22 protein-coding genes are annotated in these 21,011 nt (G+C 73.6%); 14 read left to right on the top strand and 8 right to left on the bottom strand.

Annotated elements, in window-relative coordinates; genetic code table 11:
- The first annotated feature begins 122 nt into the window (after positions 1 to 122).
- Entirely contained in the window at positions 123 to 1,190 is a 1,068-nt protein-coding gene (locus OOK31_RS01895; RefSeq protein WP_267011799.1) for a glycine betaine/L-proline ABC transporter ATP-binding protein, read from the top strand.
- Positions 1,190 to 2,983, top strand: a complete 1,794-nt coding sequence (locus tag OOK31_RS01890) for an ABC transporter permease/substrate binding protein (RefSeq protein WP_267010540.1) — start codon at positions 1,190 to 1,192, stop codon at positions 2,981 to 2,983. Before OOK31_RS01895 ends, OOK31_RS01890 begins: the two co-directional genes overlap by 1 nt.
- A 66-nt stretch (positions 2,984 to 3,049) precedes the next feature.
- Here the strand turns inward: OOK31_RS01890 and OOK31_RS01885 are convergent, their stop codons facing one another.
- Positions 3,050 to 5,206: an MMPL family transporter gene (locus OOK31_RS01885; RefSeq protein ID WP_323188170.1), complete on the bottom strand. Its 2,157-nt coding sequence runs from the start codon at positions 5,204 to 5,206 to the stop codon at positions 3,050 to 3,052.
- Between the two features lie 297 nt (positions 5,207 to 5,503).
- Here OOK31_RS01885 and OOK31_RS01880 point away from each other — a divergent pair, with 297 nt between their 5' ends.
- The 5 genes from OOK31_RS01880 to OOK31_RS01860 all read left to right on the top strand — a co-directional run bounded on the left by OOK31_RS01880 (position 5,504) and on the right by OOK31_RS01860 (position 9,614).
- Positions 5,504 to 6,703, top strand: coding sequence for a sensor histidine kinase (locus tag OOK31_RS01880; protein ID WP_267010538.1), 1,200 nt, complete (start codon positions 5,504 to 5,506; stop codon positions 6,701 to 6,703).
- A complete protein-coding gene (locus OOK31_RS01875; protein WP_267010537.1) occupies positions 6,700 to 7,368 on the top strand; it encodes a response regulator transcription factor in 669 nt (222 codons plus the stop codon). The genes OOK31_RS01880 and OOK31_RS01875 overlap by 4 nt, the downstream gene beginning before the upstream one ends.
- Positions 7,369 to 7,510: 142 nt before the next feature.
- The gene (locus OOK31_RS01870) at positions 7,511 to 7,756 is read left to right on the top strand and encodes a hypothetical protein (protein ID WP_267010536.1); all 246 of its coding nucleotides are present in this window, start codon (positions 7,511 to 7,513) and stop codon (positions 7,754 to 7,756) included.
- Between the two features lie 79 nt (positions 7,757 to 7,835).
- Entirely contained in the window at positions 7,836 to 9,137 is a 1,302-nt protein-coding gene (locus OOK31_RS01865; protein ID WP_267010535.1) for a hypothetical protein, read from the top strand.
- Positions 9,138 to 9,272: 135 nt separating this feature from the next.
- Positions 9,273 to 9,614 carry a hypothetical protein gene (locus tag OOK31_RS01860; protein WP_267010534.1) on the top strand — a complete coding sequence of 114 codons (342 nt, stop codon included), beginning with the start codon at positions 9,273 to 9,275 and terminating at the stop codon, positions 9,612 to 9,614.
- Between the two features lie 42 nt (positions 9,615 to 9,656).
- On the opposite strand, the gene OOK31_RS01855 is transcribed toward OOK31_RS01860, so the two are convergent.
- Both OOK31_RS01855 and OOK31_RS01850 read right to left on the bottom strand, forming a co-directional pair.
- Positions 9,657 to 10,394 carry a hypothetical protein gene (locus OOK31_RS01855; protein WP_267010533.1) on the bottom strand — a complete coding sequence of 246 codons (738 nt, stop codon included), beginning with the start codon at positions 10,392 to 10,394 and terminating at the stop codon, positions 9,657 to 9,659.
- Positions 10,395 to 10,480: 86 nt separating this feature from the next.
- Positions 10,481 to 11,776 (bottom strand): MFS transporter, encoded by a 1,296-nt coding sequence (locus tag OOK31_RS01850; RefSeq protein WP_267010532.1) that lies wholly within the window; start codon positions 11,774 to 11,776, stop codon positions 10,481 to 10,483.
- A gap of 113 nt (positions 11,777 to 11,889) precedes the next feature.
- On the opposite strand from OOK31_RS01850, the gene OOK31_RS01845 reads away from it, so the two are divergent.
- Both OOK31_RS01845 and OOK31_RS01840 read left to right on the top strand, forming a co-directional pair.
- Positions 11,890 to 12,945 carry an AI-2E family transporter gene (locus OOK31_RS01845; protein ID WP_267010531.1) on the top strand — a complete coding sequence of 352 codons (1,056 nt, stop codon included), beginning with the start codon at positions 11,890 to 11,892 and terminating at the stop codon, positions 12,943 to 12,945.
- Positions 12,946 to 13,024: 79 nt separating this feature from the next.
- A complete protein-coding gene (locus OOK31_RS01840) occupies positions 13,025 to 13,270 on the top strand; it encodes a DUF6158 family protein (protein ID WP_267010530.1) in 246 nt (81 codons plus the stop codon).
- A 25-nt stretch (positions 13,271 to 13,295) separates the two neighbouring features.
- Here OOK31_RS01840 and rpsR read toward each other — a convergent pair whose 3' ends face one another.
- The 4 genes from rpsR to rpmG form a co-directional block, all read right to left on the bottom strand.
- On the bottom strand, positions 13,296 to 13,538 hold the full coding sequence (rpsR, locus tag OOK31_RS01835) for a 30S ribosomal protein S18 (protein ID WP_267010529.1): 243 nt from the start codon (positions 13,536 to 13,538) through the stop codon (positions 13,296 to 13,298).
- 67 nt (positions 13,539 to 13,605) lie between these two features.
- The gene (locus OOK31_RS01830) at positions 13,606 to 14,751 is read right to left on the bottom strand and encodes a GTP-binding protein (protein WP_267010528.1); all 1,146 of its coding nucleotides are present in this window, start codon (positions 14,749 to 14,751) and stop codon (positions 13,606 to 13,608) included.
- A complete protein-coding gene (locus tag OOK31_RS01825) occupies positions 14,748 to 14,996 on the bottom strand; it encodes a type B 50S ribosomal protein L31 (protein ID WP_267010527.1) in 249 nt (82 codons plus the stop codon). Before OOK31_RS01825 ends, OOK31_RS01830 begins: the two co-directional genes overlap by 4 nt.
- A gap of 62 nt (positions 14,997 to 15,058) precedes the next feature.
- On the bottom strand, positions 15,059 to 15,223 hold the full coding sequence (rpmG, locus tag OOK31_RS01820) for a 50S ribosomal protein L33 (protein WP_267010526.1): 165 nt from the start codon (positions 15,221 to 15,223) through the stop codon (positions 15,059 to 15,061).
- Positions 15,224 to 15,287: 64 nt separating this feature from the next.
- Between rpmG and rpmB the strand changes: the two genes are divergently transcribed.
- From rpmB to OOK31_RS01800, 4 genes are all read left to right on the top strand, one after another.
- Positions 15,288 to 15,524 (top strand): 50S ribosomal protein L28, encoded by a 237-nt coding sequence (gene rpmB, locus OOK31_RS01815; protein ID WP_267010525.1) that lies wholly within the window; start codon positions 15,288 to 15,290, stop codon positions 15,522 to 15,524.
- Positions 15,524 to 15,829 carry a 30S ribosomal protein S14 gene (gene rpsN / locus OOK31_RS01810; RefSeq protein WP_267010524.1) on the top strand — a complete coding sequence of 102 codons (306 nt, stop codon included), beginning with the start codon at positions 15,524 to 15,526 and terminating at the stop codon, positions 15,827 to 15,829. The genes rpmB and rpsN overlap by 1 nt, the downstream gene beginning before the upstream one ends.
- A gap of 116 nt (positions 15,830 to 15,945) precedes the next feature.
- Positions 15,946 to 16,530, top strand: a complete 585-nt coding sequence (locus OOK31_RS01805; protein ID WP_267010523.1) for a TetR/AcrR family transcriptional regulator — start codon at positions 15,946 to 15,948, stop codon at positions 16,528 to 16,530.
- 47 nt (positions 16,531 to 16,577) lie between these two features.
- On the top strand, positions 16,578 to 18,104 hold the full coding sequence (locus OOK31_RS01800; RefSeq protein ID WP_267010522.1) for an MFS transporter: 1,527 nt from the start codon (positions 16,578 to 16,580) through the stop codon (positions 18,102 to 18,104).
- Between the two features lie 24 nt (positions 18,105 to 18,128).
- Here OOK31_RS01800 and OOK31_RS01795 read toward each other — a convergent pair whose 3' ends face one another.
- Positions 18,129 to 19,514, bottom strand: a complete 1,386-nt coding sequence (locus OOK31_RS01795; RefSeq protein WP_267010521.1) for a tetratricopeptide repeat protein — start codon at positions 19,512 to 19,514, stop codon at positions 18,129 to 18,131.
- A 151-nt stretch (positions 19,515 to 19,665) separates the two neighbouring features.
- Between OOK31_RS01795 and OOK31_RS01790 the strand changes: the two genes are divergently transcribed.
- Positions 19,666 to 21,009: a M64 family metallopeptidase gene (locus OOK31_RS01790; protein ID WP_267010520.1), complete on the top strand. Its 1,344-nt coding sequence runs from the start codon at positions 19,666 to 19,668 to the stop codon at positions 21,007 to 21,009.
- Positions 21,010 to 21,011 lie beyond the last annotated feature (2 nt).

Genomic DNA, 21,011 nt, shown 5'->3' with positions numbered 1-21,011 from the left:
GAGCGGAACCACACCCTCCGGCCCCTCGGGCCGGAGGGCGGACCGCGCGGGCCGATCCCGCCCCGCTCCCCGGCCGCCGTCGCCAGCGGCGCGCCGGACCCGGTACGACCCGCGAGGTGCATGTGTCCACGCTCCAGGCCGAACACGTCTACAAGGTGTTCGGCAGACGCCCCGACCGGCAGGAGGCCGCCGTCCGGGCCCTCGAACGCGGCGCCGACCGCGACGAGCTGCGCGCCGACGGCACGACGGCCGCCGTCATCGACGCCTCCTTCCGCGTCGAGCCGGGCGAGATCTTCGTCGTCATGGGGCTGTCGGGCTCCGGCAAGTCCACCCTCCTGCGGATGCTCAACGGCCTCCTCGAACCCACGGCGGGCCGCATCCTCTTCGACGGACAGGACCTCACCGCGCTCGGCGCGCGTGAGCTTCGCCACGTCCGCTCCACCCGGATCTCGATGGTGTTCCAGCACTTCGCGCTCTTCCCCCACCGCGACGTCCTGGCGAACGCCGCCTACGGACTGGAGGTCCAGGGCGTCCCCCGGGCCGAGCGCGAACGGCGCGCCGCCGAGGCGCTGGCGCTGTGCGGGCTCGGCGGCTGGGAGAACTCCTGGCCCGACGAGCTCTCCGGCGGCATGCAGCAGCGCGTCGGCCTCGCCCGCGCCCTGGCCACCGACGCCGACCTGCTCCTGATGGACGAGTCCTTCAGCGCCCTCGACCCGCTGATCCGCCGCGACATGCAGGACCAGCTCCTCGAACTCCAGCGGACCCTGAAGAAGACCATCGTCTTCATCACCCACGACCTGGGCGAGGCCATGCGCCTGGGCGACACCGTCGCCGTCATGCGCGACGGCCGCATCGTCCAGCAGGGCACCCCCGAGGACATCCTCGTCCGCCCCGCCGACACCTACGTCGCCTCCTTCACCCAGGACGTGGACCGCTCGCGCGTGCTGACCGCCGACGCCGTCATGGACGCGACCCCCGACGGCGCCGACGCCTGCGCCTGCCCCACCGTCGGCGCGGACACCCCGCTCGCCGAACTGTGCGCGGTCAGCGCCCGCGTCCCGCACCCGGTGGCCGTCACCGGAGCCGACGGCTCCGTCGTCGGCTCCGTCCCCCAGGACCGGATCGTCGCCTTCATCGGGGACGAACAGCGGCCCCCGATGGCCTGCGCCGCCGCCGAGGTGGCCGCCTGATGCCCCGCCTGCACCTCGGCGCCTGGGCCGACAGCGCCGTCGACTTCCTCCAGCGCCACCTGTCCTGGCTCTTCGACGCCGTCAGCGCGGTCGTGACCGGCCTCTACGACGGCATCGACGCGGTCCTCTCCGCCCCCGCCCCCCTGCTCTTCGCGGGCATCCTCGCCGTCGCCGCCTGGTGGCTGCGCGGCCTCTTCGCCGGCCTGCTGGCCTTCGCCGGTCTCGCGCTCGTGGACGCGGTGGCCCTGTGGGACGAGGCGATGTCCACGCTGTCCCTGGTCCTCGTCGCCACCCTCGTCACCCTGCTGTTCGCGCTGCCGCTCGGCATCTGGGCCTCCCGGTCCGACCGGGTCAGCGCCGCCCTGCGGCCGGTCCTGGACTTCATGCAGACCATGCCGGCCATGGTCTACCTGATCCCCGGCATCATCTTCTTCGGCGTCGGCGTGGTCCCCGGCATCATCGCCACGATCATCTTCTCGCTGCCGCCGGGCGTACGGATGACCGAGCTCGGCATCCGCCAGGTCGACGCCGAACTGGTCGAGGCCGCCGAAGCCTTCGGCACCGCCCCCCGCGACCTGCTCCGGCGCGTCCAGCTCCCGCTGGCCCTGCCCACGATCATGGCGGGCGTCAACCAGGTCATCATGCTCGGCCTGTCCATGGTCGTCATCGCCGGCATGGTCGGCGGCGGCGGACTCGGCGGCGCCGTCTACCGCGCCATCGGCAGCGTGGACATCGGCCTCGGCTTCGAGGCGGGCCTGTCCATCGTCATCCTCGCCATGTACCTGGACCGGATGACCGGAGCCCTGGGCCGCCAGGTCTCCCCGCTCGGCCGCCGCGCCCAGGCCGCGGCCCGCTCCGCGCTCAGCGGCGGGGCCCGGCTGTGGAGCCACCGCCCGCAGCCCGCGTACGCCGTCACCGCGGCCGTGGTCCTCGCCCTCGTCGCGGGAGGACTGAACACCTTCGGCGGATCCGGCGCCCCCGCGGCCGCCACCGGCGCCGAGAACGTCGGCAAGGGCCGCAAGGTCAGCATCGGTTACATCCCCTGGGACGAGGGCATCGCCTCCACCTTCCTGTGGAAGGAGCTGCTGGAGCGCCGCGGCTTCGAGGTGGACGCCCGCCAGCTGGAGCTGGGCGCCCTCTTCACCGGCCTCGCCTCCGGCCAGGTCGACTTCCAGACGGACGCCTGGCTGCCCGTCACCCAGGCCCAGTACTGGGAGAAGTACGGGAACAAGCTCGACGACCTGGGCTCCTGGTACGGACCCACCTCCCTCGAACTCGCCGTCCCCTCCTACATGAAGGACGTCAAGACCCTCGACGACCTCAAGGGCAAGGGAGCACGGTTCAAGGGACGCATCATCGGCATCGAGCCCAGCGCCGGCGCCATGTCCGTCCTCAAGAACAAGGTCCTCGGGGAGTACGGACTCGACGGCGAGTACCAGGTCGTCGACGGCTCCACCCCCGGCATGCTCGCCGAGCTCGAGCGGGCCTACGCGAAGAAGGAGCCCGTGGTGACCGTGCTGTGGTCCCCGCACTGGGCGTACTCCTCCTACGAGCTGACCAAGCTCGCGGACCCGAAGGGCGTCTGGGGCCAGGGCGACGGCATCCACACCCTCGCCCGCAAGGGCTTCACCGCCGACGAGCCCGAGGTCGCCGCCTGGCTGAAGTCGTTCAAGCTGACGGAGGCCCAGCTCACCGGCCTGGAGGCGCAGATCCAGGACACCGGCAAGGGCAAGGAGCAGCAGGCCGTCCGCGCCTGGCTGAAGGACCACCCCGAGGTGGCCGCCCTCGCCTGACCCCCGTACGCGCCGGGGCGTGCGGGACCACGAAGGTCCCGCGCGCCCCGGCGTCCGCCCGGCGGTTCAGCCCACCGGTACCCGCTCGGCCTCCGGCCGGGCCGCCCGGTGCTCCCCGCCCCCGGTCCGCGGCCGCAGCGGCCACCACAGGGAGCGGCCCAGCAGCGCCGCCAGCGCGGGCACCAGCACGATCGACAGGACGAAGGCCGAGAGCAGGATCCCGACCGCCGTCGCGAAACCGGTCTGCTGCGTACCGGCGTGCGGGCTCACGGCCAGACTGCCGAAGGACGCCGCGAGCACCAGTCCGGCCGTCGCGATCGCCGGCGCGGTGTGCCGTACGGCGCGGGCCACCGCCGCGCGGGCCGGTCCCGGCCGCTCCATCTCCTCCCGGATCCGGTCGCTGATCAGGATGTTGTAGTCGGTGCCCAGCGCCACCACGAACAGGAACAGCACCAGCGGCAGCGTGAAGTCCACGCCCGGCCGGCCCAGCCCGTGCTGGAAGAGCAGCGTCGAGGCGCCCAGCGTGGCCGTGAAACCGAGCCCGACCGCGAGCATCAGCACCAGCGGCGCGAGCAGGCTCCGCAGCAGCACCAGCAGGATCACCGCGATCAGCACCGCCGCCACCGGGAAGATGACCTTCAGGTCCTTGTCGACGGCCACCGCTATGTCCGCGAACACCGATGCCGTCCCGCCGACATGGGCCTCGGTCCCGGCCGGCAGGTTCGCCCGGACCGTCTCCCGGACCGGCCCGGACACCAGGTCGCGGGCCTTCTGCTCACCGGACTCGACGGTCAGCAGCAGATCGATCCGGGCCGCCTTCCCGTCCCCGCTCAGCACCGTCGGAGCGACCTGGCCCACCCCCGGCACCCGGCCGAGCGCCCCGGCCAGAGCGGCCACCCGCTCCGCCCCGAGCGGAGCCCCGTCCGTGGCGGCGACCAGCACGCTCGTCGGGTCCGAGACCCCGGCGGGCAGGGAACGCGAGATCTCCGCGGCCGTCTCCACGGCCGCGGTCCGCTCACCATCCGCGCCGGACTGCCCGTAGTCGATGCGGATACCGGCCAGACCCGCCGTCAGCGCGCCGAGCAGCGCCACCGAGGCCAAGGCGAGCGCCACCGGACGCCGGGCCGTGAGCCGGCCGAGCCGGCCCGCGACACCCTCACGGGGTTCGCGCTCCAGGGCGCGCGACGGCCAGAACATCTTCCGGCCGGTCACCGCCAGCAGCGCCGGCATCAGCGTCAGGCTGCCCAGCAGCATCACCAGTACCGACACCGCGATCGCCGGGCCCAGCACCCGGAACTGGCCGAAGGAGGCGATGCCCAGCGTGGCGAACGCCGCCACGATCGTCAGCGCCGCCGAGGTGACGGCCGTACCCACCCGGCCGGCGACCTCCGCCGCCGCCTCGCGCCCCGACTGCCCGGGGTGGAGCCGCAGCTGCTCGCGGAACCGGAACAGCAGGAAGAGGAAGTAGTCGATCCCGATGCCCATCAGCACCACGTTGATCAGCCCGGGGGTGGAGGGCGCCAGCCGGATGCCGGTCGCCATCGACCCCAGGACCACCGCCCCGGCCGCCGCGCCCCCGATGACCGCCATCGCGAGCAGCGGCAGCAGCGCGGCGAACACACTGCGGAACACCAGCACGTGGAGCAGCACGATCAGCCCCATCACCACCGCGCCGACCACCGTCGACCGGGTCTTCTCCGCGTCGGCCGTGTCCGCCGTGGCGGCCAGCCCGCCCGTGAACCCCGTCCGCATGCCCGCCTCACGGAAGGCGGTCCGGGCCTGCTCGCGGAACTCCTTGTAGGTGCCCTGCACCCCCGGGTCCTGCGGATTGCCCTTCAGCTCGACGGACAGCAGCCGGAAGCTCCGGTCCGGGGCCGTCATCCCCGCGCCGATCCGGGGGACCTGGGAGTGGTCCTGCGTGAACGGCGGATCGTCCTCGTTCCTCGGCATGACGATCCTGCGCCCCGCCAGCCGCGCCGACACCTCCTCGATCCTGCGTTCGTCGGACGCCCCGAGCGCGGCGCCGTCCGTACGGGCCACCAGCACCGTCACCGGATCGCTGTCCGGGCGGGCGCCGAAGCTCTCCTCGGAGATCCGCAGGGCGGCCGCCGAATCGTAGGAGGCGGGCAGGAAGCCGTCGTTGCCGGGCTGGGTGGCGCGGAAGACGAACACCTGGCCCAGGATGGTCAGCCCGATGCCCAGGACCGACCAGAGGGCGATCACCTTCCACGCGTTCCTCGTCGAGCATCCCGTCAGGGCGCGGATCACTGTTCTCCTCCGTCTGTCTTGCGGTACCGGCCGGGTGTCCGGCCCGTATCCAGACCACCAGCGGCCGGGCGGGGAAACGTCCTGGTGAAGGAGGAGTTCACCTCCGGTACCAGGGTCCGGGGCAGGGCCCCGACCAGGACCGGAGTCCTGGTCCGGGACGGTCCCCGAGGCCGGTGTCCGGGGCCCTGCCCGGTGTGAGAATGGATCCACGAGGGCGGCCGCGCGGCAGCCCGTGGGGGAGGTCCGGACACGATGAGCACGCGCGCCGACAGGCTGACGTGGACGCGCAACGACGCTCTGGTGGCGGTCGGCGCGGCGGCCGTGGACCTCACCGGCTTCGCCTTCGACACCCAGTTCGCGGGCGCTCCGCTGGAGGTCACCGCGGCGTTCCTCGTGGTGGCCTCGGCGCTGTCCCTGCTCGCCCGGCGCCGCCGCCCGGTGGTGACGCTCACGGCGGTCCTGGTCCTGGGCGCGGTGGTGAACGTGACCACCTCGGTGTCGCCGCACTTCGGCCTCACCCCGGCCGTCGCCCTCTACTCGGTGGTGGTGGCCCGCCCGCCGTACGCCGTGCTCGTCGCCGCCCTCGCGACCGCGCCCCTGGCCAGCCTGGGACAGGGCGGCCTGCCGTTCGACCCGGGCCTCGGCCTCCTCGCCAACGCCCTCGCCACCCTCCTCGTCGTCACCACCGGCCTCGTCGTCAAGCGCTGGCAGCGGGAGACCGAGGCCAACCGGGTCCTGCTCGCCGACCGCGCGGTGGCCGAGGAACGCCGCCGGATCGCCCGCGAGCTGCACGACATCGTCGCCCACCACATCACCACCATGCAGCTGATGGCCGGCGGCGCCCGCGCCAACCTGGCCCACGACCCGGAGGCCGCCCGCGAGGCCCTGGTGACCCTGGAGGGCTCCGGCCGGATGGCGCTCGGCGAGATGCGCCAACTCCTGGACGTCCTGCGCGCCGGCGAGGAACCGGAGACGGCCCCGCCCGCCCCGCAGCCCGGCGCCGTGGACCTGGACCGGATCGTCACGGAGTCCCGGCTCGCCGGAATGGACACCGGGTTCACCGTCAGCGGCCCCGTCCGCCCGCTGCCGCCCACCGTCGGCCTGACCGTGTTCCGCGTCGTGCAGGAAGCCCTGACCAACGCCCGCAAACACGCCGGGGACGCGCGGGCCCACGTCCAGCTGACCTACCGTCCGGACGAGGTCACCGTGGAGGTCCGCGACGACGGGCCCGGCAGCGGATCCGGCGGCCAGGCCGCCCCCGCCCGGCCGCCCGGCCAGGGCGGGTACGGTCTGATCGGCATGCGCGAACGCGTCGCCCTGCAGGGCGGCACCCTGGAAGCCGCCCCGCGGCGCGAAGGCGGCTTCCTCGTCGCGGCCCGGCTCCCGGCCGCCCCGGAAGCGGACACCACCGGGGCGACGACCGCCCCGGTACGACAGGAAGGCCCCCGATGATCCGCGTCCTCATCGCCGACGACCAGCCGCTGGTACGGCGCGGTCTCGCCCTGATCCTCGCCCCCGACCCCGGCGTCGAGGTCGTCGGCGAGGCCGCCGACGGGGCCGAGGCCGTCGAACTCGCCCAGCGGCTGCGGCCCGACGTGGTCGTCATGGACATCCGCATGCCCGTCCTCGACGGGGTCCAGGCCACCGCCGAACTGGCCCGCGTCCGGCCCGAGTCCCGGGTCCTCGCGCTGAGCACCTTCGACATGGACGAGTACGTGGTCGCCGCCCTGCGCGCCGGCGCCTGCGGGTTCCTGCCCAAGGACATCTCCCCCGAGGAGCTGATCGCGGCCGTCCACACCGTCCACACTGGGGAGGCCGCCGTCGCGCCCCGACTGCTGACCCGGCTGATCTCCACCTACGTACGCGCCACCCCGCCCGCCGCCCGGCCCGCCCAGACCGCCCCCGCCGGACTCACCCCGCGCGAACTGGAGATCTGGCGGCTGCTGGCCACCGGGTTCGACAACGCGGCGATAGCCGGCGCCCTCGACATCAGCGTGTCCACCGTCAAGAACCACATCACGGGCATCTTCGGCAAGCTGGGCGTCCGCGACCGCGCGCAGGCGGTCATCGCCGCCTACGAATCGGGCCTGGTCGAGGCGGGACAGAGGAGCACTTGATCACCAAGTGCCCCCAGAGGACCTGATCCGTCCCGGCTATGCGGCCCCTGACCAGCCACAACCCTGGATGATTGGCCCGTGCGCGCAGGGCACCGGGCATGGCACAGTGCGGGGAGTGCAACCGCCGGACCAGGGAGCCGCCATGCGTGATCCGCACCCCATGCCGCCGACGCTCACCGCCCTGCCCGAGTGCCGGACCGAGCCCGGCCCCCGGCCCGCGAGCCCGCTGCCCTCGTGCCCGGTGTGCGACACCGCAGCGGAGCGGATCTCCTGGCGCCAGCGCCCGGGCGAGCCGGTGGTGCTGGTCTTCGACCCCTGCGGCCACCGCCACACCTCACCGGCCCCGCCCCTCCTCGCCGTCACCCCGGCCGCCCCCCTCAGGGGCTGAGGAAGCGCGAAGATCCTCGCTATGCTCGGCCGCGGTGGAACCGACCACCGCAGCCTGCCGGAGGACGTGACGTGGCCTGATGCCCATACCTGTTGTGCTGGTCGTCGTCGTCGCGGTCGCCGTGCTCGTCACCGCGTGGCTGCTCCGGAGATCCTCGCGAAGCACCACCACCACCTCGGCAGAGGCCGAAGCCCGGCCCGACTTCCCTCCCGCAGGGCTTCTGGTCCCCGAGGACGTCCTCCGGTCCGCCGGCTCGTCGTCCGCCGCGATCTGGGACGCGCTCGAAGCCGCAGTGGCGCCGGTCGCCGTCGAGTACCACCCGGTCAGCGAGTCGGAGGTCGCGAAGTTCCGGACCGTGCCCGTGAACGCGGCGGCCCAGCAGGCGATGGTCGGGATCGTCGAGGCCCTCGACCCGAAGAGCCCGACGCTGTTCCGGGTGGTACTGCCCAAGGGCGCGGAGCTCGTCAAGGCCGTCGGAACTTCCGGGTTCAGAGGGTTCTCCCGCAGCGGCGGCACGACAGCACACGCCGTTCTGAAGCCCGTCGCAGCCGGAGGAGCGGTCGTGGCGGGCTGGCCGGCGCTGGCCGTCGCCGGAACCGTCCTGGCCATCGACATGGTGACCCAACGCGAACAGCGAGCACACCAGCGCCGGATCGAAGCCGCCCTGGACCGCCAGGAGGAGCGTCACTACGTCGAACGGATCAAGGACCAGCGGTCGGCCGATACCCAGTTGTCCCGCGCGATCAGCCTGATGCTCGACGGCCACAAGCCGGATCTCGAACTCGCGATGAAGAGTGCGTACGACGAGTTCCACCGCTCCCAGCAGTTCCTGGAGAAGCACCGCGGCGTCATCGACGGGTTGGTGGAAGACGACGGCAAGGTCGATTACCGCCGTCTGGAGGAGGCCCTCGGCGGCCGGACGAAGGAGACGGACCACTTCGTCCGGGAGCTCCACCTGGCGCGAGCGGCGATCGCGATACGACGCAAGGCGATGCTCGCCGACGCGGCGGCGGTAGCGCTCGCGGACCCCGCCAATCCCTACGCCGCACTGCGGAAGTTCCTGGAGTCGCAGGTCCATCAGCTGGAGGACGCCGATGCGGCCGCGACCGAACTGACCGAACGCCTCACCCAGATCGAGCTCAAGGGGCGCTGGCACGACTTCGACAACTCGGTGGCGGCGAAACAGGAGCAGCTCCGCGCCCGTATCTCCCCGCCCGAAATCGACGGCGACACCGAGATCCGCTACGTCGTGACGTCTTCCCGCGAGATCCTCCAGATCCTTCCGCCCGACGAGGACGAGCCCGCGCAGGACGACCAGGACGACCAGGACACGCAGGACAACGAGGACCCGCAGGACGAGCAGACGCCCGGCGGGCCGTAGGCGGCCGCCCCTGCCGGGGACCTGTGCCGGGCGAGCCGTCGCCACCTCGTATCTTGTACCTGAGCTCAGTCTTTGAGCCGCACCGACGAGCCGCGACGTGCCAGGCGCCCGCGCGGCGGGAGAGGGAGAACCCTGATGGACGTCCAGCACTTCGAGCGGATCACCGCGTTCATCGAGGCCCGGCTCACCCCGCTGTTCGAGGCGGAGAGCGGCAGCGAGAGCGGCTTCGCGATGGACGACACCTCCCGCGCGCTGCGCGCCCTGCGCAACAGCGTCCTGGAGGCCTCCGCCGTCAAGGGACTCCTCGAACAGCGCGCGACCGCCGAGGCGCGCACCCGCAGCATCATCGACCAGTCCGTCGAGCACCACTGGGACGTGCTGCGGGGGATCGCCCGCCAGTGGGAGGACCACGCCGACTTCCGCCGCGAGTTCAAGCGCCACGCCTGGGAGCTCGACGCAGCGCCCGCCACCGTCTGACGGCCCGGGTCCCCGGGCGGACGTCCGGGGACCCGCGCCCGCTCACCGGCTGGGTGCCCCGCCGATCAGGTAGTCCACGCGGCGGCGCAGCCCGCTCCAGCGCCGGTCGTGCCGGTACGCCCGCTTGATGGTGCGGGCCCGAGTCCTGGGCCGGCCCCGGTAGAACTTCCGCGCCCAGGGCGACACCGGCCGGGCCAGGCGCACCGCCGCGACCAGGGCGATCAGCGGAACGATCGCCCCGAGGACCGCCATCCGGGGTTTGCCCTTGTAGAGCGCCACGACGGCCAGCAGCAGGTTGAACACCACCGTCCCGACGGCCGTCAGCCGGTTCTGCTCCTGATCCGGGGTCAGGCCGTCCACCCCGAGCGGCAGGAACCCGCACAGCAGCAGCGACGCCAGCGCCGAGGTCATGATCACGACCTCCACGCTGAGGGTGCCCTCCTTGCTCCAGTAGACGTCGCTCAGGTGCAGGATCAGCGCGAACTCGTCCAGTACGAGCCCGGTCCCCATCCCGAACAGCACGGCCGCCACCGCGGCCCCCCACCCCGTGCGGCCGCCCGCGATGGCCGTGAACCCGCCTACGGTCATCAGGATCACCCCGGGTACGGCGTGGTGGACGTGCAGACCGCCCGGGGTGACATTGCGGAAGGGGCCCTTCCCGGCCCGGATCATCCGTGTGATCATCCGGGTCACGGCGAAGGTCACGACGAACGCGGACAGTGCCAGCAGCAGCGGGAGTTTGCCCGGCTCCAGGATGTTGCGGTACCACCATGAGCCCATGGCGTCACCCTCCCGGCCGGGGCCCCCGCGCGCACCGTGGAATCCGCCGTTCGGGCGCGCCACGGCGCCCGCCGCCAGGCCGCCGCTCAGCCCGCCGCGACGCCCGCCGTCCGCTCCTCCCGGGCGGCCCGCCGCAGCAGCGCGTCCTCGTCGGTGTCGGAGTCGTACGAGATCAGCTTCGGCAGCAGCGCCGCCAGCAGTGCCACGGACGCCACGCAGGCGAGGCCCCCGCTCCAGAAGGCCGGCCGGGTACCCGTCCAGCCCGCCATGGTGCCCGCCCGGACCTGTCCGAGCTGCGGGCCCACGCTGTACGAGAGCACCTCGATCCCCGCGAGCCGCCCGCGCAGCTGCTCGGGGATCGTCTGGTTCCAGATCGTGGCCCGGCCCAGCCCGCTCAGCATGTCGCCCGCGCCCGCCACCGCCAGGCACAACAGGACCGGCCAGATCCCCGAGAACCAGCCGGCGGCCGCGATCGCCAGCCCCCACACCGCCGCCCCGCACACCACCAGCAGCCCGTGCCTGCGTACGCGCGACACCCATCCGCTGGTCAGGCCCAGCAGCAGCGAACCGACCGCGCCCGCCCCGTACATCAGCCCCAGTGCCCACACGGCGTCCAGCTCGTCGGCGAGGAAGGGGAAGATCGCGTTCGGGAACGCGAAGAACATCGCCGCCAGGTCGACGGCGTACGTGCCCAGCAGCACCGGCCGGCTCCATGCGTACCGCGCGCCCTCGGCTATCGCCCGCAACGAGGGCCGCTCCCCGCCCTTGACCGGCGGCGCCGGGCTGAGCCGCGTGCACAGGGCCACCGAGACGAGGAACCCGACGACGGTGACGCCGTACGCCGGGGCGTAACCGGCGTACGCCACGACCACACCGGCCACCGACGGGCCGGCGATCGCGCCGAACTGGTAGCGCAGCCCGTTGAGCGCGGCGGCCGCGCTCAGCTGGTCGTGCGGCACGATCCGCGCCATCAGGGAGTCCAGGGCCGGCCGCTGGAGCCCGGTCAGCGCCGACACCCCGGCCGCCACCACGTACAGCGGCCACAGCAGCGGAACCGGGAGCAGCGCGTTCACCAGCAGGACCAGCGCGAGTACCCCGAGCCCGGCCTCGGTCAGCAGGATCAGCCGCCGCCGGTCGACGGCGTCCGCGAGGGCGCCCCCGTACAGCCCGCAGACCACCAGCGGGACCAGCTCCACCGCGCCCATGGCTCCGACCGCCAGCGGCGAGCCGGTCAGGTGCTTGATCTGGAGCGGCAGCGCGATCATGGCCATGAACGAGCCGAAGAAGGTGACCGTCCCCTGGAAGAACAGCAGCCGGAAGTCCCGGCTGGAGCGCCAGGGCGCGAGGTCGGGCAGGACGGAGGCGAAACGGGAGGTGCTCACGACCGGCCATCGTGCGTCGGCGGGGCCGTCGTCGGCAAAGGATTTTCTCCCCGGACGGACGAATGCGGGGCCCGGCACGTGGCAGCGGGAGCCGGGCGTGGCACCCATGGGTCATGCCGCCGGTGTCCCCGTTCCTGCGTACGGCAGCCGCCTACGCCTGGCGGCTGCTGGTCGTCGGCGCCGCCGTCTACGCCGTCTTCGCCGTGCTGGGCCGCTTCCACGAGATCGGTGTGGCCCTCTTCCTGGGACTCGTCGTCACCGCCCTGCTCTCGCGGCCCACCCGGCGCCTCGCCCGCGTCGTGCCCCGCTCCCTCGCGGTCGCCGTCAGCCTGGTCACCAGCGTGCTGCTGGTGCTCGGTGTGCTGGCCCTGGTCGGCGAGGCGGTGGCGGGGGAGAGCACCACCTTGGTCCGGGAGTTCCGCGAAGGCCTCGCCAGCATCGAGAGGTGGCTGGCCCGCCCGCCTTTCCGGCTGGACCCCAAGGCGCTGTCCGACATCCAGTCCCGGATCGGCGACTACCTGTCGAGCCACCGCTCCACCCTGCTGAACACGGCCGTCAGCGGGGCCGGGCACGTCGTGCAGGTGCTGACGGTGCTGGCCCTGGCGGTGTTCTCCTCGGTGTTCTTCCTGCACGGCGGCGAACGGCAATGGACGTGGTTCCGCGCGCAGCTGCCCGGGCCGGCCCGCGAGCGGGTGGACGTCGCCGGGCGGGCGGCCTGGCGCACCTTCACCGGCTACACCCACGGGATCGTGATCGTCGCGGCGACCAACGCGGTCCTGGTCGGGGTGGCCCTCTACTTCCTCGGGGTGCCGCTCGCCGTGCCGCTGGCCCTGCTGGAGTTCTTCGCGGCCTTCATCCCGCTCGTCGGCTCGCCCGTCGCGCTCGCCATCGCCGCCGTGGTCGCGCTCGCCGCGAAGGGGCCGGTGATCGCGGGCGTGGTGGTCGCGCTGATCGTGGTGATCGGGCAGATCGAGGGACACCTGCTGCATCCGCTGGTGATGAGCCGGGCGGTCCGGCTGCACCCCCTGGTGGTGGCCGTCTCGGTGATCGCGGGAGCCATCGCCGCCGGGGTGGTGGGCGCGGTGGTCGCCGTCCCCCTCGTCTCGGTGGCCTGGTCGGTCCGCTCGGCGCTGCGCGCCCACGCGGCCGCCGGGCCGGGGGAGGACTGACACCGGGTCGTCGTCCCACCCCGACCCGGTTACCGTGAGACGTGGGGCGCAGCGGTCCCCGGACGCGGAGGTGGTACCCATGGCGGAGCACACGGGCGGACCGGCGGCGAGCGAGCTGGAGGACGGCCGGTTGCTCAAGGAGCTGGAGACCATCCACCGCACCCGCCACGAGACCCTGCTGCACGGCTCGGACGAGGCCCTGGCCACCCACACGCAGCGCCTGCGGGAGCTGGAGGACGAGTACGTACGCCGCCACCCGCAGCGGGCCCAGGCCACCGCCCGGACCCGCTCGGGCGCCCGCGCCCGCACGGCGGGCGAGGACTGACGGCGCGGCTCAGCAGTTCAGCGGTTCAGCGCGAGGCGTACGGCAGCAGGGCCATCTCCCGGGCGTTCTTCACGGCGGCGGCCAGCAGCCGCTGCTGCCGGGCCGAGACCCGGGTGACCCGGCGGGCGCGGATCTTGCCCCGGTCGGAGAGGAACCTCCGCAGCAGCTCGGTGTCCTTGTAGTCGATGTGCGTGATCCCCGCGGCGTCCAGGGGATTGGGACGGTGCCGGTCGGGCTTCACGCGGAGCGGGGTACGGGGGCGGGGCACGAGAACTCCTCGATGGATGTACGGGTCTTGTGGTTCACGGCTGTACGCCGGTCTACGCGACGGGGGACTACGCGACGGGGTCGAGCAGGGCGTCGAAGGCGGCCGGCAGCCGCTTCCACCCCTTGCGCCCCTGCCCGAACTCGGCGTCCGTCAGCAGGCAGGACTCCAGGAGCCCCCGCAGCCCGTCGGCGTCGAGCCCGGGCGAGGTGAACACGAGGTGCTGGCAGCAGTCGCCGTGCTCGGGGTGCCACCCCAGGGCGGCGGCGGCCCGGCGCACCGGGGGCACCAGCTCCCAGGCGGCGTCGGGGAGCGAGGCCAGCCACGGGCCGTTGTCCTCCACCAGCAGCGCGCCGCCCGCCGCCTCCCAGGAGAGCAGGGTGTCGGGCCGGTCGGCGAGCCAGAACCGGCCCCGGCTGCGGGCCGCCGCGCAGGCCAGGTCCTCCAGCGCGGCGTACAGCCGCTCCGGGTGGAAGGGCCGGCACCGGTGCCAGACGAGGGTGGCCACCCCGGCCTCGTCCGCCTCCTGCGGCAGCAGCGCGCACGCCGGATGCTGGGCGGCGGCCGCGGCCTCGGTGTCGAAGCCGGCGAACGCGAGCCGCACCAGCTCCGGGGAGCCGGCGGCCACCCGGCGGGCCGTCGGGTGCAGCTGCGCCAGGAGCGCGAGATCGCTCTCGTCGGCTTCGGGGCTGTCGACCAGCGCGAGGACGGCCGCGTACTCCAGCTGGCGCGCCCAGGTGTCCCCGACGGTCCGCCGGTCGGTGGCGGCCGAGGCCAGTCCGGCCTCCGCGAGGTCGTCCCCGTTGGCGAGGGCGGCCAGCGCCAGCGCGGGGTCGACCGCCGTCACCACGTTGGACAGGTCGAGGAGCTCACCGCCGTGGGCGGCGATCACCTCGGCCATCGCCCGGGGCTCCACGGAGTCCCACAGTTCGACCACGGCCAGCGCGGCCGTCCCGTCGGCGGCCAGCCGCCGCAGCTCCGGGACCAGGTCCTCGCGCAGCGCGCAGCAGGCGCAGTCGTTGACGAGCGGGGTTTCCCCCGACTCCAGGCGGCCCGACGCGTCGCGCACGGTGCGCCGTACCGTGCCGGTGTCCGCCGCCGTGGAGAGGTCGTGGTGGAGGGCGACACTGCCGGGGACGGCGGCGAGCAGCCCCTCCACCACGGTCGCGCGGGCGTCGGCGTGCAGTCCGCCGACGATCAGGACGGGCAGGCTCACGAGGCGCTCCCGTAGCGGCGCTGGAAGCGCTCGACGCGTCCGGCGGTGTCCAGGACCCGCGCCGTGCCCGTGTAGAAGGGGTGGCTCGCGGAGGAGATCTCGACGTCGACGACGGGGTAGGTCCGGCCGTCCTCCCAGACGACGGTCTTGTCGCTGGTGGCCGTCGAGCGGGTCAGGAAGGCGAAGTCGGCGGCCTTGTCGCGGAAGACGACGGGGCCGTAGGCGGGGTGGATTCCGGGCTGCATGGCAGGTCCTTCGGATCGGGGCGGGCGAGCGGGAGCGGGTACGGGCCGGGGGTCTTGCGGGGTCAGCGTTCCTCGCGGAAGTCGACGTGCCGGCGGACCACGGGGTCGTACTTGCGCAGGACCATCCGGTCCGGGTCGCTGCGGCGGTTCTTGCGGGTGACGTAGGTGTAGCCGCTTGCGGCCGTGGAGCGGAGCTTGACGACCGGGCGTACTTCGTTGCGAGCCATGGCCCTAGTATATGACAATGATTTCCATTACCAACAACACTCTCCGAGAGAGGCAGGTCACCCCGTGTCCGCCCACTGCCAGCTGACCGGCGCCAAGCCGGGATTCGGCAACAACATCTCCCACTCGCACCGGCGCACCTCGCGCCGCTTCGACCCCAACATCCAGCGCAAGCGGTACTGGCTGGCGGGCGAGGGGCGCTCCGTACGCCTCACGCTGAGCGCCAGGGCCGTCAAGACCGTGGACGCCATCGGCGTCGAGGCCGCCGTCGCCCGCATCCGGGCGCGCGGAGGGAAGGTCTGATGGCGAAGCGGAGCAAGATCGCCCGCAACGAACGGCGCAAGGAGGTCGTCGCGCGGTACGCCGCCCGGCGCGCGGAGCTCAAGGAAGTGCTCCGCCGGCCCTCCTCGACCCGGGCGGAGCGCGCCCTCGCCCTCGCCGGACTGCGCCGCCAGCCCCGCGACGCCAGCGCCACCCGGGTGCGCAACCGCGACGCTGTGGACGGGCGCCCGCGCGGCCACCTGCGCACGTTCGGGCTCTCCCGGATCCGCGTGCGCGAGCAGGCGCACGCCGGCCTGCTGCCGGGGGTGCGCAAGTCCTCCTGGTGATCGCCCCCTGAGCCCCCGCGCCCTGTCCCGGGTGCGGGGGCTCACCCCTGCGAGGGTGAGTCATCTTTGCGTCGAGTGAGACAGATCTGTATCATTCGAGGCGAAGGAGGCTCATCATGGTGCGCGAAGAAGAACTACTGGACGCCGCAGCACGCGTCCTCGCCGGCGACCACAGCGCCTCGATGGTGCAGATCGCGGCCGGCATCGGGACCAGCCGGGCCACCCTGAGCCGCCGCTACGCCACCCGCGAGGCACTGCTCAAGGCCGTCGCCGCCCGGGCCATCGAGGTGGTCGACGGCTGCCTGGCCCCCGTCGACCTGGACGGGGCGACCGCCGACGGCGCCGCCTTCGACGCCGCGCTCGAGGAGCTCGTCGTCGCCCTGCTGCCCGCCGCCCACCTCTACGGCTTCACCTCGCGCGACGCCACCGTCCTCGCCGACCCCGCGTTCCGCGCCGGGATCGACCGCCAGGACCAGCGGGCCCTCGCCTTCCTCGCCCTCGGCCAGCGGCTGGGGCGGTTGCGCGCCGACCTGCCGCCGTACTGGATCTGGTACTCGCTGTGGGGCCTGCTCGACGCCGCCGCCGAAGGCGTACGCGACGGCCACCTGGCCCCCCGCGAGATCGGCCGGCTCGTCCTCACGTCCTTCCTCGGGGGAGCGCGGCCCCCCTGGCCGCCGCCGGCTCCGGCCCCCGCAGCCTGACATGCCGCCCCGGGCGGCACCCCGTGCACACATCTGAACGGAACCCCATGCACACCCCCACGCTGGACCCGCGTCGCTGGATCGTCCTGGCGATCCTCTCCGGCAGCCTCCTGCTCATCTCGATGGACACCACGATCCTCAACGTGGCCTTCCCCTCGCTCGTCGCCGACCTCCAGCCGGGCGCCGTCCAGCAGCTGTGGATCATCGACGTCTACGCGCTCGCCCTGTCCGGGCTGCTGGTCACCGCCGGCGCCCTCGGCGACCGCTGGGGCCGCAAGCGGCTGCTCATGGCGGGCTTCGGCATCTTCTCCGCCGCGTCCCTGATCGCCGTGCTGTCCACCGAGGCCTGGCACGTCATCGCCGCCCGCGCCCTGCTCGGCATAGGCGGCGCGGCCATCATGCCGTCCACCCTGTCGATCCTGCGCAGCGTCTTCACCGACGCCAAGGAACGCGCCTTCGCCCTCGCCGTCTGGGCCGCCGTCTTCGGCGGCGGCATGGCCTTCGGCCCCGTCGTCGGCGGCCTCCTCGTCCAGGACTACGGCTGGCACTCCGCCTTCCTCCTCAACCTGCCCGTCGCGGCCCTCATCGTCGCCGCCGGACTGCGCTACCTGCCCGAATCGCGCAACCCGCGCAGCGCCGGAGGTCGTTGGGACTGGTGGGGCGTCGGCCAGTCGATCGTCGGCATGCTCGCCCTCGCCGGCGGCATCAAGCAGCTCGGCAAGAGCGGAGCCGCCGACCCGCTGCCCTGGGCCCTGCTCGTCCTGGCCGCCGTCGCGCTCACCGTGTTCGTCCGCCGCCAGCTGCGCGTGGACCACCCGCTGCTCCAGGTACGGCTGTTCGCCAAGCCCGCCTTCAGCGTCGCCGCCACCGCGATCTTCCTGCCGATGGTGGGCATGGGCGCCATCCTCTTCCTCGTCACCCAGTGGTTCCAGTACGGCCAGGGCTACACCCCTCTGGAAGCCGGGCTGCGCCTGCTGCCCGCACCGCTCGCACTGATCTGCGCCTCGATGGTCGCCCCCGCGCTGATGCACCGCTTCCCGATCCGGCACGTGCTGGGCGCCGGACTGGTGGTCCTCGCCGCCGGCATGGCACTGCCCTGGTCCTTCCAGCAGTTCACCGAACTCGGCTACCCGGCCTTCGCGGTGGCGCTGACCGTCATGGGGCTGGGCGTCGGCATCGCCACCACCGTGGCCTCCGTCACCCTGGTCTCCGCCGCGCCCGCCGACGAGGTCTCCAGCGCGGCCGCCATCGAGGAGACCTGCTACGAACTGGGCTCCGCCATGGGCGTCGCCATCCTCGGCAGCACCGCCGCCGCCCTCTACCGGGGCAACCTGCCGGTGCTCGACCTGGACGGCCCCACCGCCAGCTCCGTACAGGACTCCGTGGGCGAGGCGGCGCACGTCGCCGAGCGGCTCGGCGGCTCCGTCGGCCAGGCACTCCTGGACACCGCCTCGCAGGCCTACACCCTGGCGATCACCCCGGCCTTCCTGATGGCCGCCGCCCTGGCGGTCGCCGCCGCGGCCACCACCTGGGCACTGATCCCGCGCGACCTCCAGCCCACCGAGAACCACTGACCCCACACCGCAGGCGGGGCCACCTCAACCAGGCCATGGCCCCGCCTGCGGTGTCGTCGCGGGCAGCTGGAACGCCGGGGCCGTCGGGGCCGGGCCCAGGGTGGTCGTGCCCGGGGCCGAGCGGTGGCCGAGACCCGTGCGGTAGGCGTCGAGCGCCGCCTCGGTGCGGCCCTCGCGGCGCAGCAGGTCGCCCAGCAGCCGGCACAGGTCCGCGAGGTCCCCGCTCGCGCCGCTGCGCTCCAGCAGCGCCAACGCCCGTACGTAGTGCTCCTCGGCCGCCTCGGTCCGCCCGCGCTCCTGCGCGATCAGCCCGAGCAGCCGGTGCGCACCGCCCGCGTGCACCGCGCCCGGCCCGGACCCCGCCCCGGCGCCCGGCTCCAGCAGCCCCGAGACCAGCTCGGCCGCCTCCTCGTACCGGCCCAGCCGGCGCAGCACGTCCGCCAGCTCCACCTCCACCTGCGCCGTGTACAGCACCGCCCGGCGGGCCGCCAGCATCTCCCGCGCGAGCCGCAACTCCCGCTCCGCCGCCACCAGTTCCCCGTGCTGCGCCTGGACGTACCCGCGCATCCAGTGGCAGTGCGCCAGGTCGGTCCGCAGCCGCAGCTGCCGGTACACCGCCTGGGCCTTCGCGAGCGAGGCGTCGGCATCGGCGGCCCGCCCCTCGGCGAGGAAGGTCCGCGCCACCTGCCGGTGCATGCCCGCCACCAGTGCCGGATCCCCGACCTGCGGCGCCAGCGCCAGCGCCAGCTCGGCCGCGTGGGCGGCGCGGGCGTGCGCGCCCATGTCGATGTACGGGCCGATGACCGCCGAGTACAGCAGCACCAGCGCCTCCGGATCGCCGAGCCCGCCCGCGTTCAGGGCGTCGATCGCCGACTCCAGCAGGTAGCAGGCGTACCGCAGTTCCCCGGCGAGCAGGTGCGCGACGGCCCTGCCGCGGATCGGGCGGGCCCGGCGGGGGAGCGGTTCGTCCGCCAGCAGGAGTTCCGCCGCCTCGAAGTGCCCGGCCGCCTCCGCCAGTTCACCGGCCTCCAGGGCGCAGTCGCCCAGTCCGAGCAGCGCCTCGGCCCGCTCCCCGGGCAGCCCCAGCCGCTCCGCCCCGGCCAGCAGGGCGCGGAACTGGACGGCTGCCTCCTCCGCGGAGCCGGTGGCCAGGGTGCGCTGGGCGTCGGTCAGGGCGAGGCGCAGCTCGGTGGCCAGATGGGCCGGACGCCCCGTCGCCAGCTCCTCGTAGGAGGTGCCGAGCCGCCCCGCGAGGAAGCGCAGCGCGGTCTCGGAGGGCCGCACCTTGCCCGCCTCCAGGGTGGAGACGTAGGCCGGGGTGTACGAGGGCTCCGCCAATTGCCGCTGGGTCAGACCGCGTTCGGCACGCAGCCGCTGCACCCGGCGGCCGATCTCGGCCGGTTCGTCCATGAAGTCCCCCCGATGCGGCGCCCGTCGCTCGCGCTCCCCAGTATTCAGCGTGAGCGGGCCATTGCGCACGCCCTCGCACGGCCCCTAATTTAAGCAGCCGGTTCACTCTGTTTACATTCCTGCTTAACTTCCTTTGTCCGTGGAGGACTTCATGAGAGCAGCCGTCCGATCGGCCGTCCGCGCGACGCTCGCGGCAGCCTGCGCGGGCGCCGCGCTGCTGGCCCAGGCCGCGCCCGCCGACGCGGCCGACCCGCCCCGCAGGCCGGGCGTGGAGGTCGAGATACCCGGGCCCGAACAGGGCCAGGACGCCGGATCCGGCCACATCCGGGTACCCGCCGCAGGGCGCGCGAAGCCGGCCCCGCTCCTGTCCGGGGCCGCCCGGGCGGCCGACGGAGCCGTCACCAAGATGATCGACAACGGCCCCACCGCCGACCGGCTGGACGTCGTCGTCATCGGCGACGGCTACACCGCCGACGAACTCGACCGGTTCCACGCCGACGCACGCGCCAAATGGGCCGAAGTGACGGCGGTGGAGCCCTACACGACCTACCGCGACCTCTTCAACGTCTGGACCGTGGACGCCGTCTCCGCCCAGTCCGGGGTCTCCGGCGACCCCGACCCGGGCACCGTCCGCGACACCGCCCTCGGCTCCTACTTCTGGTGCGAGGGCATCGAACGGCTGCTCTGCGTCGACCAGCCGAAGGTCGACGCCTACGTGGCCAAGGCACCCGCCGCCGACCTGGTCCTCGTCCTGGCCAACAGCGCCAAGTACGGCGGCGCCGGATACAACGAACCCAGCGCCACCCTCGGCTACGAGGGCATCTCCACCGCCTCCGCGGGCCACCCCAAGTCCGGCCAGGTCGCCATCCACGAGACCGGGCACTCCCTCGGCAAACTCGCCGACGAGTACTTCTACCCCGGAGTCCCCGACTACGAGAAGTACACCGGCCCCGAGCCCGCCGACCCCAACACCACCACCCTGGACGCCGCCCGGCTGACGGACCGCCGCGCCAAGTGGTACCGCTGGCTCGGCGAGACCTCCCCCGACGGCGGCACCGTAGGCGCGTACGAGGGCGGCGGCTACTACGTCACCGGGCTCCGGCGCCCCACCGACAACTCACTGATGCGGATCCTCGGCAAACCCTTCAACCTGCCCGGCGTCGAGGCGATGATCGCCGGCTTCCACCGGCACGCGAACCTGGTCACCCCCCTCACCCCGGCCGACCGGGTCCTGCGTGCGCGCCACACCGCGAAGGCCGCCGTCCCGCACCTGGCAGGGCCCGACGGCCGCCAGCCCGTGGTCCGCTGGTACCTGGACGGCCGCGAGCTGCGGAGGTTCGAGGGCCGCACCGAGGTGCGCGTGGCCGAACTGTGGCTGTTCGACCTGCGCACCCACCGGCTGTCGGTGACGGCCGAGGACCGCAGCCCCTCCGTCCGGGACCCCGAGATCGCCCGCACCCTGAGCTCCACCGCGAGCTGGGAGGTCCGCCTGTAACG

It is taken from the genome of Streptomyces sp. NBC_00249 (assembly GCF_026342355.1).
Classification (GTDB): Bacteria; Actinomycetota; Actinomycetes; order Streptomycetales; family Streptomycetaceae; genus Streptomyces.
This window is presented reverse-complemented; position numbering and strand designations above follow the sequence as displayed.